The sequence below is a fragment of the Schlesneria sphaerica genome (genome assembly GCF_044336245.1).
Lineage (GTDB): Bacteria > Planctomycetota > Planctomycetia > Planctomycetales > Planctomycetaceae > Schlesneria > Schlesneria sphaerica.
Window position 1 is genome coordinate 553,784 of sequence record NZ_CP172346.1, and the last position, 12,605, is coordinate 566,388.

10 protein-coding genes are annotated in these 12,605 nt (G+C 56.6%); 5 read left to right on the forward strand and 5 right to left on the reverse strand.

What is annotated here, in order from left to right:
* Positions 1 to 68 precede the first annotated feature (68 nt).
* A complete protein-coding gene (locus ACGY09_RS02015; protein WP_397570270.1) occupies positions 69 to 1,382 on the forward strand; it encodes a DUF1080 domain-containing protein in 1,314 nt (437 codons plus the stop codon).
* A gap of 232 nt (positions 1,383 to 1,614) precedes the next feature.
* Here ACGY09_RS02015 and polA read toward each other — a convergent pair whose 3' ends face one another.
* The 3 genes from polA to ACGY09_RS02030 form a co-directional block, all read right to left on the reverse strand.
* Positions 1,615 to 4,497, reverse strand: a complete 2,883-nt coding sequence (gene polA / locus ACGY09_RS02020; RefSeq protein WP_397570271.1) for a DNA polymerase I — start codon at positions 4,495 to 4,497, stop codon at positions 1,615 to 1,617.
* Positions 4,494 to 6,539, reverse strand: a complete 2,046-nt coding sequence (locus ACGY09_RS02025; protein WP_397570272.1) for a YjhG/YagF family D-xylonate dehydratase — start codon at positions 6,537 to 6,539, stop codon at positions 4,494 to 4,496. The genes polA and ACGY09_RS02025 overlap by 4 nt, the downstream gene beginning before the upstream one ends.
* A 169-nt stretch (positions 6,540 to 6,708) precedes the next feature.
* Positions 6,709 to 7,053: a hypothetical protein gene (locus ACGY09_RS02030; RefSeq protein WP_373651755.1), complete on the reverse strand. Its 345-nt coding sequence runs from the start codon at positions 7,051 to 7,053 to the stop codon at positions 6,709 to 6,711.
* Positions 7,054 to 7,343: 290 nt separating this feature from the next.
* On the opposite strand from ACGY09_RS02030, the gene ACGY09_RS02035 reads away from it, so the two are divergent.
* From ACGY09_RS02035 to ACGY09_RS02050, 4 genes are all read left to right on the forward strand, one after another.
* Positions 7,344 to 7,871: a hypothetical protein gene (locus tag ACGY09_RS02035; RefSeq protein WP_373651754.1), complete on the forward strand. Its 528-nt coding sequence runs from the start codon at positions 7,344 to 7,346 to the stop codon at positions 7,869 to 7,871.
* Positions 7,872 to 8,289: 418 nt separating this feature from the next.
* Positions 8,290 to 9,243 (forward strand): tetratricopeptide repeat protein, encoded by a 954-nt coding sequence (locus ACGY09_RS02040; RefSeq protein ID WP_397570273.1) that lies wholly within the window; start codon positions 8,290 to 8,292, stop codon positions 9,241 to 9,243.
* A 145-nt stretch (positions 9,244 to 9,388) separates the two neighbouring features.
* Complete coding sequence (mog, locus tag ACGY09_RS02045; RefSeq protein ID WP_397570274.1) at positions 9,389 to 9,919, forward strand: molybdopterin adenylyltransferase; 531 nt, start codon at positions 9,389 to 9,391, stop codon at positions 9,917 to 9,919.
* 6 nt (positions 9,920 to 9,925) lie between these two features.
* Positions 9,926 to 10,222 carry a biotin/lipoyl-containing protein gene (locus ACGY09_RS02050; RefSeq protein ID WP_397570275.1) on the forward strand — a complete coding sequence of 99 codons (297 nt, stop codon included), beginning with the start codon at positions 9,926 to 9,928 and terminating at the stop codon, positions 10,220 to 10,222.
* A gap of 100 nt (positions 10,223 to 10,322) precedes the next feature.
* Here the strand turns inward: ACGY09_RS02050 and ACGY09_RS02055 are convergent, their stop codons facing one another.
* Positions 10,323 to 11,741 (reverse strand): DUF1501 domain-containing protein, encoded by a 1,419-nt coding sequence (locus ACGY09_RS02055; RefSeq protein ID WP_397570276.1) that lies wholly within the window; start codon positions 11,739 to 11,741, stop codon positions 10,323 to 10,325.
* 82 nt (positions 11,742 to 11,823) lie between these two features.
* Positions 11,824 to 12,555, reverse strand: coding sequence for a FadR/GntR family transcriptional regulator (locus tag ACGY09_RS02060; protein ID WP_397570277.1), 732 nt, complete (start codon positions 12,553 to 12,555; stop codon positions 11,824 to 11,826).
* Positions 12,556 to 12,605 lie beyond the last annotated feature (50 nt).

Genomic DNA, 12,605 nt, shown 5'->3' on the forward strand with positions numbered 1-12,605 from the left:
TAGTCATTCTGGTTCGTGCAACTGACACCCTCTGATACGAATTCACCACTTACCACCAGGATCTCACCATGCGTCGCCTCTGCCTGATGCTGTTTCTCTGCCTGTCGAATCCACTACTTGCTTCAGACGACGATGGGTTCAAGCCTCTGTTCAACGGCCAGGATCTGACGGGCTGGGTCCCTGTGAATGTCGCCCCGTCCACATTCAGTGTCAAAGATGGCCTCATCGTGAGCACCGGGATCCCTACCGGCACCTTGCGCACCGAGAAAATGTACGAGAACTTCATCATCGAACTCGACTGGCGACACATGAAAGCGGGCGGAAACGCTGGTCTGTTCGTCTGGGCCGACCCGATCACGCATATCGGCGTCCCCTTCTCGCGCGGGGTCGAAGTACAGATTCTGGACGGGCATGAAACGGCTAACTACACCAGCCACGGCGATATCTTTCCGATTTGGGGAGCCCGCATGAAGCCGGACCGAATTCATCCGGGGGGCTGGGAACGATGCCTTCCCAGTGAAAAACGCTGCAAGCCGTCCCCTGAATGGAACCACTACCGGGTTACCTGCAATAACGGCACGATCAAGCTGGAAGTCAAAGGCAAGGAAGTCTCGGGGGGGACCGGCTGCACACCTCGTAAGGGTTATCTCTGCCTGGAATCCGAAGGCTCGGAGTGCCATTTCAAGAATGTCCGAATCAAGGAACTCCCTTCCACAAATCCAAAGCCCGAAGAAATTGCACTGGAAGCAACCGGATTCCAGTCACTCTATACGGGCCTTGACCTCACCGGTTGGAAGGCGACAGAAAAGCATCAGGGACACTGGGAGCCGTCGGACTGGAAATTGATCTACGACGGAAAGTCCGATGCGGAAGATCCCAGCCTGTGGACCGAGCAAGAGTTTGGCGATCTCGAGATGATCTGTGACTGGCGCTGGACTGGCACACCCGTGAAACGGAAATGGCCGAAGATCCTGCCCAGCGGACTCGAAGAGATCGGAACCGATGGCAAGCCGGTGGAAATCGAAGTCGATGACGCGGGAGACAGTGGGATCTACCTGCGAGGAAGCAGTAAAAGCCAGGTCAATATGTGGTGCCGTCCTTGCGGAAGCGGCGAAGTCTACGGCTATCGAACCGATGCGGCGCAGCCGGCGGAAGTTCGTTCTGGCGTCACACCGAAGATCGTCGCCGACAACCCCATCGGCGAATGGAATCGGTTCTACATTACGTTGCGAGGGGATCGCCTGACGGTGCGGCTGAACGGCAAACTCGTAATTGAGAACGCCCAGCTTCCCGGAATCGCGGAACGCGGCCCCCTGGCGCTGCAGCACCATGGAGACCCCATCGAATTCGCGAACATCTTTGTCCGCGAACTTTCCAAGTGAGCACCAATGCCACGGTGAGGTCACAACTGCGGTGAGATCCGAAGGGTTTTATCCCAGAGGAGCAGGTCCTCCGCTTACAGCGCGATGGACCTGCTCTACCTCGAGATCCCTGCTGAGCCTGCGAGTCAACCTCATTGACTGAGTCGCAGGCTTGGCGAAAACTTGCCCCCTCGGCCCCTCGCGTAAATTACCGCTTCACGCAGGGGGCGTTGATCCGGTGAACGTCTTCGGGTTAAACGGAATCCTGGTCTAGCCAGTTATCACCCGCGGAGATATCAACGACGAGCGGAACCCGCAATTGCATAGCGTGCTCCATCTCGTATCGAACCAGGTCGACTAATGAGGCGACATCCTCTTGCGGCGCCTCGAAGACCAGTTCGTCGTGAATCTGAAGTAGCATTCGTCCTCGATGCTGCTCTCGTTTCAACCGCGACTGAACCTGGATCATGGCCCGCTTAATCAAATCGGCGGCGGATCCCTGGATCACCGTATTGATGGCGGTCCGCTCGGGCATACTCATGTTCGCACCACGCACCGGACGAATCCCTTCGATCGCCCGCCGTCGGCCGAGAATGGTTTTCGCAAACCCGGTCGTGCGACATGATTCAATGGTCTCGTCGATAAATCGACGAACGCCGTCATAGGTCTCGAAGTAGTGGCCGATAAACGTTGCGGCAACATCTTTCTCGATTCCCAATACGGCCGCCAATCCGAACGGGCTTTGACCGTAGATCACGCCGAAGTTGACGGCCTTGGCCACGCGCCTCTGATCGGATGTGACTTCTTCCAGCGGGACTCCATAGACATCCGCAGCAACAGCCGAATGGATGTCAATGCCCTGCTCGAACGCTTTGATCAGCGCTTCGTCCAGGCTGAAATGGGCGAGCACCCGCAATTCGATTTGCGAGTAGTCCGCACAGACCAGCTTCCATCCCGGAGCCCCCGGAATAAAGGCACGCCGGATCTGGCGACCTTCGGACGTTCGAATCGGGATGTTTTGCAGATTCGGGTCACTGGAACTCAATCGCCCGGTGGCAGCCACGACCTGATTGAACGAACAATGAATGCGGCCCGTGACGGGGTGAATCAGTTCGGGAAGAGCGTCGAGATACGTTCCTTTCAACTTGGAAAGTTGCCGGTGCTCGGTGATCTTTGCGGGAAGGGGATGAATCAGTGCCAGTTCTTCCAGCACTTCCTGGTCGGTGCTGGGCCCTGTCTTGGTCTTCTTCCGCACAGGAAGCTGCAGCTCTTCGAACAGAACTTTTCGCAGTTGGATCGGCGAGTCGATATTAAATTCGTGCGTGGCGATTTCGTAGATTTCCTTGATCGTCTCTTTCAGACGTTCAGTGATGGCCTCGCTTTGCCGCTGAAGCTCCGCCGCATCCACGCGAATCCCCATCTGTTCCATCTCGGACAGAATTGAAATCAGCGGTCTTTCCAGATCCCAGTACAGATCGAACAGACCTTCTTTTTTCAATTGCTCTGTCAGAATGTCGGCAAGTCGCCAGGTGAGATCGGCATCCTCCGACGCATACTCAGCAACTTTATCGACGGGGATGTCGATCATATTCTTTTGCTGCTTGCCCGTTCCGATCAGATCCGAGATGGGAATCGAATCAATTCCTAAATACTTCGAGATCAGCACTTCCAGACTGTGCGAACGGGCCCCGGCGTCGAGCAGGTAATCCGCCACCATTGTGTCGACACCGATCTGCTCGGGCGCGACCTTCAGTTGGGCACGGCTCAGCACTGTCAGATCGTACTTCAGATTCTGATTGATGATCTCAACATCAGGGTTCGTGAAGATCGGGCGCAGCGCTTCAAGGGTTTGATCCGGATCGAGCAGTCGACTTTCTGCCGGACCGCGCACGGGAAGGTAATATCCAATTCCCGGGATCCAACTGAACGCCCAGCCGATGATTTCGGCACGCATCGAATCGATATGCGTTGTTTCCAGATCGACGCAAAAGCGGGAGACGCCACGCAGCAGTTCAAGAAATTTTTCGAATGTCTCGTTCGTGTCAATTATGTGCCACACGCGCGAGACAGGGTCAGGCCCACCACCCGGCACGAGTGGGTCGGGGATATCCGTCTCACTCGTTTCCAGGATTGCTTCGCCCGACTCCGGCAGTGGTTCTTCCGGCAGAGGCTCATCATCGTCGAAGAGAGACCGTTGTCCCTTCCCAGCGGGACTGGCCTTTCTGGAGGCCACTCCGGCGGATCCTCTATTCGGACTCACTTCCGGTTTCGCAGCGGGGGGAGCGAACTGAGCGACCTCATCGATCAGCCGACGGAAACCAAACCGGCGAAACATTTCCTGAAGCCGTCCGACATCCGGTGACAGTCGCTGGGCTGGATCCCAGGAAAAGTCGATGGGAAGTTGCTGGTTGAGGCGAACAAGTTGACGACTGAGATATGCCTGGTCCGCATACGTTTTCAGATTCTCGCGCAACTTCGCCCCGGCCGCCTTATCCGCATTGGCGAGAACATTCTCGAGCGTGCCAAATTCCTTGAGCATCCCAGCCGCTTTCTTAGGACCGACGAGCGGCACGCCGGGAACATTGTCGATCGCATCGCCCACAAGAGACTGAAAGTCGACCACCTGATCGGGGCGGATTCCCCAGTCGAGCAGCAGGCCTTCCTCATTCAGATAGCTGTTTTTGCGAATGTTGTAGAGCTGCACCTGCGGGCCAAGCAGCTGCCGTGCATCCTTGTCACTCGTCACAATCCGGACCTGGTGCCCCTGTTCCACGGCCTGTCGGGTTAGCGTCGCGATGACATCATCCGCTTCCCAGCCGGACATCTCGATCAGCGGAAGATTGAATGCCCGGATGACTTCCTTCAGCAGTTCAACCTGCGGGCGAAGGTCTTCCGGCATCTCCTTGCGGTTCGCTTTATACTGAGAATAGAGAGCGTCGCGTGTCCCGGGACCTGATGAGTCCATCGCGCAGATCAGCCATGCCGGCTGATGTACCTTCAACAGCGTGATGAGATCTCGACTGAAGCCGAATACGGCGTTCGTCGGCAATCCCGCCGGACTGGTCATCGGCGGGATTGCGTGAAACACCTGGAACATCAACGAGAACGTATCAATCAGGTAGACAGTACCGCTCATTCCTGACTCGCCAATCCCGCTTCCAGCGCGGCCGCGATTTTATCAACGTCATAAACACACCCCGCCCAGGTTCCTCCCCCGGCCCGCTGCAGCAATGCCCAGAGCCTTGTTTCCGGTGGCAGATTCGGATCAGCATGAAGTGGAAGTGTCGGCTGGCGTTCCGCCAGGATCATCCCCCCTTCTTCCGGGGTCACTTCACAGCCGTCGGTCCCGACGAAGTTGAGTGATCCGGTCAGATTGCGGGTGTCGATCTCGATCTGAATCAGGTCACCGTCCCGCAGCTTTCCAATCGGACCGCCGTCCAGCGCTTCCGGGCCGACATGACCGATACAGGCACCGGTCGAGACACCTGAGAACCGGGCATCCGTGATCAGGGCCACATGCTTCCCAAAGGGCAAATAACGGAGCGCCGAAGTGATCTGATATGTCTCTTCCATACCGCAGCCCATCGGACCACGGCACATCAGGACGATCACGTCCCCTTCCTTGATCGGGGCCAGATTTTCTGTGGGAACTCCCCCTGCACTTCGCAGTGCAGCAGCAGTTCCCTCTTTCGGTGTCCGCAGCGGGCGACCTTTGATCGCGGCAATGGCAGCACGTTCTGAGGTAAACACACGAGCCGGCCCTGTCTTGCGATAGACTCCGTCGGAATCGACCACGCTTTTGTCGATCGCGGTGCTCTTAATGACGGAGCCTTCAGGAGCAATGTTTCCCACCGGGAACGTGACAGTGCTCGTCAATCCATGCTCACGAGCGGCCTTGGGAGACATGACTACCGTGTCGGGATCAACCCCATCGCGAGCCACAAGGAGTTCGCGAAGACGAACACGCCGCTCGGAACGCTCCCACCATTCAAGTACGTCACCCAGCGACTTGCCGGCAACCGTCATTGCGTCGAGTTTGAGCAAGCCAAGTTCTCGCAAGTGGAGCATCACTTCAGGTACTCCACCCGCCAGGAAGAATCGCACCGTCGGATGGCCGACCGGACCATTCGGCAGGCAGTCAACCAGTCGCGGCACCTGCCGATTCAGTCGGATCCAGTCTTCGACGGTCGGCCGCTTGAGTTTGGCCTCGAAGGCGATCGCGGGAATATGCAGCAAGAGATTCGTTGAGCCACCGCAGGCTGCATGAACCACCATCGCGTTATGCAGTGCATCAGCAGTGAGAATATCACGCGTGGTTTTACCCATGCGTTCCATTTCAAAGACGGCACGTGCCGATCGACGCGCAATATCCAGCCAGATGGGCTGTCCCGAAGGTGACAATGCGGAGTGTGGCAGCGCCATCCCTAGTGCTTCGGCAACGACCTGGGCGGTGGCGGCGGTCCCCAGAAACTGACAGCCCCCTCCCGGTGAACCACAGGCGCGGCAACCCGCATCCGAAGCCTCTTCGAGGGTGATTTCACCATGTGAGAAACGGGCACCGATCGTCTGGACTTTCCCCGCATCTTCCCCCACCGCGGGAGGAAGCGTGACGCCGCCAGGGACGATGACACAGGGGAGCTGATCTTGCGCCGCCAGCGCGAGCATCATGGCGGGAAGCCCCTTATCACAGGTCGCAACCCCGATCACTCCCCGTCGCGTCGGCAATGAGCGGATCAACCGCTTCAATACAACTGCGGCATCGTTCCGGTAAGCCAGACTGTCCATCATGGCCACCGTTCCTTGTGAGCGTCCGTCGCACGGATCGCTGACATAGGCGGCAAAGGGCAGTGTCTCGAGCCGCTTCAGTTCTTCGGCAGCAGCCTGCATCAGCAGACCGACTTCGTAATGGCCAGTGTGATAGCCGAGTGCGATTGGCTTACCGTCTTCGCCGCGAATTCCCCCTTGCGTACTGAGAATCAGAAACTGCTTCCGCAGGAGTTCTGACGGATTCCAGCCCATCCCGGCATTCTGAGTCAGCCCGAACAGATCGCCGCTGGGTGAGTTCAGCAACATCTCTTCTGTCAGTGGAAGCGATCCCTGGGGACCTTCACCTGTCGTCACTACTTCCCACAATGTTGCGTCGGCTGAATCCAGCAGGGTGTCGAGCGAACCGGTCATATGCCCTGATTCCTGAATAATTTGTAAGGGTCTTCGGACGGCGAAAGGGTTGATTCAAGACAAACAGCCCGACGGATTCAAGCCGTCGGGCTGTGATCAATTGTTGCAGAAACCCGCCTGCATGTCAGGCGAGATTGTGCCGTAGAGGCATCTCACGCCAGACGAGACCTCAGGCCACAACGTGGGTTTCCCATGAGAAGAGGGTATCATCCATGGTCACGACCGTAACCATATCCTTGCGCCCTTCAGCGGCAGAGACTTCGTACCCGCTGGAGATCAGTTGTTTGGCGTGCTCCGATTCTTTGGCGAGCATCCGATCATCGGGAATTGCTCTCCACCAGTGCAGGTGGGGCCAGTCTCGTTGAACAGCCGCCAGGCATGTCATCAGCGTTCGGCCACCCGCGCCGGGCTTGAATCCAGCCCGAGTCGCGACTTGTGTGTAAGTCGCCAGTTTGTCCAGTCGTTTCAGTTCAAACAGCGCTTCCGCAACACCTTCAGCTCGAACAGACGCCACAATTATCTCCTCTTCTTACGCTGTTTGGACTTCGGAAGAACTCCGAAAAGCAGATGCTACCGGAGTTGAATGAATGTCCCCCAGCTAGCCCATTCTTGAAATAGAGTCGAGCAGCGAAATCTCTTACGAGGCCGCTTGCCGCCTGACTGTCTCACCATTAGTGTAAGACCAAGGTACTCGAATCGTGAAATCGGAACAACCCTTGATTCACTCTTCCCGGTACTCCCCGCAGTCGTCTCTCGCGCTGCGGAATTGCAAATTCTCTAGATCAGGCATTGGGAGATCCCCGTTTGAGTGAACCACAGCATCGGTGCGGCCACGACCATCACGATCATGAAACGTGCGGCCACGCTGCCCCCTCGAGCAAGCTCAACGACTACAGCAAGTTCGGCATTCAGTTCCAGTTCCCTTCCACCTGGAGCCTGGATGAGCAAGCCAGCGATGAAGAAGTGACCATCACTGTGCAAAGCCCCGGAACATCGTTCTGGACGGCCGTGATCTTCCCTTCCCGGCCCGATCCCGAGGAGGTGCTGAACACGGTCTCGGCCGCATTCGAACAGGACTACGAGGGAATCGATGTCGTCGATGTCGTGGGCAGCTTCTGCGGATTCCCCGCACTCGGACGTGATCTCGATTTCGAGTGCTACGACCTGATCAACTCGGCGTGCCTCAGGGCGTTCCAAACGAGTGACCAGACCATTCTGGTCCTTTACCAGGGAACGGATCACGAACTGGAACAGACTCGCAAAGTGCTGGAAGCCATCTCGCTGAGTATGCGCTCGACCGATGACGATGACCTCGAAGAAGAACTGGAATGACTGTCGAGCCCTGACTCGCACGTCTGACCGACATACTGATGCAAGCTGCCGTACAGTGATAACAAGGGGACAGCCAGGACGCTGAGTGTTCCCCTCCCGGATCCCACACCGCCAATCTCTTCACTCGATAAGCCGCCGGGTTTCGTCATCCAGTGAAATCAATTCCATCCCGGGAACCCCTCCGCTCTCGCCCGAGCTCGCAAATTCGCATCAGCGATATTTGATCTCGTTTTGACGAATCGCGCGCACTCGCTCTATAATCGCACACCACTCAAAACGACTCCTCCTCACTTTTCGCCCTGAATCAAGTTGCCACCGATCCGAGCAGGCTTCGCAGCGTGATCTCTGCACAGTCAGCTCGTGCATGTTGTGTTCTGTGAACTCAAGTCCAGTCATCGAATGGCAGAGGTTCTTCAACATGAGTAATGCCAAAGCCCAGGGACTCTGCAAACTGGCAAGCGACTGCCTGCAGCTCGAGCAGCTTAAACAGGCCAAAGAGCTTTACGACAAAGCGATTGAGGTCGACCCCGACTGCATTGATGCTCATGAAGGGATTGCGACAATTGCCTACCTCGAAGGGGACCTTGCCACCTCCGTAGACCGCTTCCTCAAGCTGACACTGCTGCAACCGCAGGAGGCACGTCACCTGACGAACCTGGGAGCAATCTACAATCGGATGAAGGAACATCAGAAAGCGGTCGAAGTTTTGAGCAAGGCCATTCAGAAAGATAAGCGTTGCGTCGAAGCCTACTTCAATCTGGGAATTGCACAGCGAAAGCAGAATAAGTTGCAGCTCGCGATTTCGGCCTATCGAGAAGCAACTCGATTGAATCCCAAGTTTGCTGAAGGGTATCAGAATCTCGCGAATCTCTATGTGGATTCCGGCAACCTCCCGATGGCCATCATCTACTTCAAGAAGGCTCTGGAAGTTCGCCCGGATTTCGACAAAGCCCGCGAAGGATTAAAGCGAGCCGAACGGGCATCGAACGCCGCAAAACATGACGAAAACCCCTTCGGTCGTCTGGTCAACGCCGAATCACGTCAATCGAATTCTCAAGTGACCATGATGCGAGAGCTTTCTGAAGCCGAACGCTACGACGACCGCCACGAAGTCAAGCATCTCGCGGAGGAGATCGAACGCTTGTCCAAAGGGTGTATCGAGTTCTTGAAACAAAAGCTCGAACCCGCCATCATCGAACTGCAGCGAACAATGGCAGATGGATCGCAGTCACAATCTGCACTGGCAGAGGTGTCGGAAGAGTTTCACACCGCAGTGAACCAGTGGATGGAACTCCGAAAAGCGGTCAAACGCAAAATCAATGAGCTTCGGGGACATGAAGAACTGATCAACGCCCCGGAAGTCAGCCTGTAATACTCGCTGGCGAGGCTCGGTTCGTCGGCCCGAGTCCAGTTCACGCTGGCACTTGATCTGCTGCTGTGCACTGCCCTGTGTCAGTGACCAATCATGGTCACTGACCGATCATTTTTTACTCGAGATAGAAAATCAAAGCATTCGCATGAAGGCCATCCGCATCGGAATTGTGACCGTATCTGATCGAGCCAGCCGGGGAGAATACGAAGACAAAGGTGGCCCTGCCATCCGCGAGTATCTCAGCAATGTGCTCACCAGCCCCTTCGAACATATCGACCGAGTCATTCCTGATGAACGACCTGTTATCGAAGAAACCCTGCGTGAACTGTGCACCCGTGAAAAGTGTTGTCTGGTGATCACCACCGGGGGAACCGGGCCCGCCCTGCGCGACGTGACTCCCGAAGCGACCGAGGCGGTCTGCGAAAAGATGATGCCGGGCTTTGGTGAGCTCATGCGCAAAGTGTCACTGGAAAAAGTTCCCACCGCGATCTTGTCGCGCCAGACAGCAGGCATCTGCGGCCAAGCTCTGATTGTCAACCTGCCGGGTCAGCCACGCGCGATTCAGGAATGCCTCGACGCCGTTTTTCCCGCGATTCCCTACTGTATCGATCTGCTGGAAGGCCCCTTTCTGACGACGGATGAAACACGTATCAAAGCCTTTCGCCCCAGGAAATGAGATCACATGCGCATTCCCATCCTTGTTCCCGATCTGCGCTGTGACAACGAGCCACTCTGCGTCAGTGGCTGGCTGGTGGACGAGGGGGACCTGATCCTGGCGGGCGACTTTATTGTCGAACTCAGAATCCCGGCAGTGACGTTTGACATCCTGTCAGAAATGTCGGGCCGGGTCGTCACGATCGAGAAGCTTGCAGATAGCCCGATCAAAACAGGCGACATCCTCGGCTGGCTGGACGATGGTATTGACGAGGTCGTCCCTGCTGAGCAGGAAGACAACGACACACCAGAGCAAGAATCGTAGTCTGCTTTTTCACACGGGGCGGTCGCCGGGGCCGTCCCAATTCCCATTCAGGTCTGCTCCTCTTCCGCGGCCCCTGTCCCTGATCGAACAGAATATTCCCCTAGAAAAGATCAATCAGCGGTTGTCCCTCTTCCAAGAGATGAAACGGACGTCCCTGGTTGTCGAACGCTTCGAGATTCTCGATCCCCATCGCGTGATAGACGGTTTTGGTCACATCCGCAGGCGTGACGGGTCGGCTGGCAGGATATTCTGCCAACCGGTCACTCGATCCGAATGTTTGACCACCTCGAATTCCCCCGCCAGCCAGGACATCGGTGAGGCAGTGAGTCCAGTGGTCGCGCCCAGCTCCTTTGACGCCTCCCGAGCGAGGATCGCCGATTTTCGGAGTTCGCCCCATCTCGCTGGTAACCATCAACAGGGTCTCATCCAATAGACCCCGATCAGCCAGATCCTCAATCAAAGCCGAGAATCCCCGGTCGAACTCGGGCAACAGTTCTTCTTTCAAGCAGCCGAAGTTATTGCCATGGGTGTCCCAACCACCGCCACTCAGACACTTCTTCGCTACGGCATCGTTCTCTTCCGACCAGAAGACCGTAACAAAGGGAACCCCTGCTTCCACCAGTCGGCGTGCCGCCAGTAGACTCATTCCATTCACGGTCTTGCCGTATCGCGCAATTGTCTCTGGCTTCTCGTGAGAAACGTCAAAGGCCCGGGTCGTTGCCGCGGACGACAACAGAGAGATCGCGCGCTGCTGCTGATCGTTCCAGGTATGCACACTGGCGAACTGATCCAGATCGCGCCGAGCGGCGTCCAGCCCCGACAATAAGCCATTCCGCTGGCTGAATCGATTGGAGGTCACACCGGTCGTCAGCGCCAGGTCCGGCGCCTGAAATTCCGTCGGATTGTCGTTTTTACCGTATACGAACAAGGGATCGAACTTCACTCCCAGCTTGGCACCGAACTGGCCGGGCCGCGTGTAAGGAGCCTGACTCGGCTTGTAAGGCAACGATACAGCATTCGGCAGGCCCGGCCTTTGCGGACGACGCGATGCGACCACACTTCCCATGTAAGGCCAGTCATCAGGATACGGAGTGCGATTATTCCCCTGAATCAGAAATGTCGGGTCCGGCACATGGCCAGTCAGATTGTGGTAGTACCCAGCGTGATGATCATTCGTGTTGACCGTCGCTCCCACGGAATTGATCAGAGCCAGATGGTGGGCCTGCTGCGCCAGCAGAGGAAGATGCTCACTCAACTGCACTCCGGGCGCCGACGTGGCAATCGGCTGGAAGGGGCCCCGATATTCCAGTGGAGCCTTGGGCTTCAAATCCCACATGTCCAGATGCGACGCCCCCCCGCACAGGAAAAACAGGATCGTCGACTTCGCAACTTTTCGGCCCGGCGAGGATGGCGTGGATGCTGCCGAAAGCGTCCGGCCGAACGAACTGACCGCCAGGCCCACGCTGGAAGCAACTAAAAAATCACGTCGTGAGTACTTCCGAAAAGATTGATGATTCATGGCTCTCTTCTATCGAACTCAATGTTTGTTGATCCCGGTTTGTTGATCCGGGTCACTCATCCCATAGCCTGTCGAGTTGCGGTTAATGCGAAACGTCCGTCGCCTCACCACTGCTCACACTCGATGCGGAATCGAGCGTAGATCGAATCTGAATACGGATCATTGATCGGGCCCGTTCGACATCCCGGTCCCGAATCGCGTTCAACAGCTCACGATGTTCCCAGCATACTCGCTCGGCCGCCGAAGGGGACAGATTGGTCGGTGGTGACTCTTGAAAGAACTGCACCAGAATCTGCTGCATACCGGCAATCATCCGGGACCCCGTCATCTCCAGAATCAGCGAATGAAATTTGATATCCAGCTCAACGGACTCCGGCGAGGCAGGATCCTTCAATACCGCCTGTTCGAGTTCGGCCTCGACTTCCGCCAGTCGTTCAATCTGTTCATCGGTCGCGTTACGGATCGCCAGTTCAATGGCTCCGACTTCCAAGGCGTAACGAAACTGTCCCAGGTCGTGCCAGTCTTCCGGTGACGTCACCAGTGAGGGAAGACTGTGCTGAAACAGGCTCAGTGGATCCGGCCGCCGGACGATCAGGCCTTTCCGTTTACGTCCTTCCAGGATCCCCAGCGCCTGCAGTCGGCTGACCGCTTCGCGCGTCACCGTGCGAGAGGCTTTATATTCATCAGCAAGCTGCGCTTCTGTCATAAAAAGCGCCCCCTCTTCCAACTGCTCGGACTGGATCCGCATCCGAATGATTCGAGCCAGTTCCCGGACTTGAGTTTCCGGCCGACTGGCCGATTCGTGACTCACCATCAATCGCTCTCTTCCAGGCCCTACGTCAAAAGACTTCAGTCGTCATATCA

Excerpts from the sequence above, each read along its gene's own strand:
- ACGY09_RS02055 (WP_397570276.1), bottom strand. The coding sequence starts at position 11,741 with ATGAATCATCAATCTTTTCGGAAGTACTCACGACGTGATTTTTTAGTT.
- mog (WP_397570274.1), top strand. The coding sequence starts at position 9,389 with ATGAAGGCCATCCGCATCGGAATTGTGACCGTATCTGATCGAGCCAGC.
- polA (WP_397570271.1), bottom strand. The coding sequence starts at position 4,497 with ATGAGCGGTACTGTCTACCTGATTGATACGTTCTCGTTGATGTTCCAG.
- ACGY09_RS02060 (WP_397570277.1), bottom strand. The coding sequence starts at position 12,555 with ATGGTGAGTCACGAATCGGCCAGTCGGCCGGAAACTCAAGTCCGGGAA.
- ACGY09_RS02050 (WP_397570275.1), top strand. The coding sequence starts at position 9,926 with ATGCGCATTCCCATCCTTGTTCCCGATCTGCGCTGTGACAACGAGCCA.
- ACGY09_RS02015 (WP_397570270.1), top strand. The coding sequence starts at position 69 with ATGCGTCGCCTCTGCCTGATGCTGTTTCTCTGCCTGTCGAATCCACTA.
- ACGY09_RS02040 (WP_397570273.1), top strand. The coding sequence starts at position 8,290 with ATGAGTAATGCCAAAGCCCAGGGACTCTGCAAACTGGCAAGCGACTGC.
- ACGY09_RS02025 (WP_397570272.1), bottom strand. The coding sequence starts at position 6,539 with ATGACCGGTTCGCTCGACACCCTGCTGGATTCAGCCGACGCAACATTG.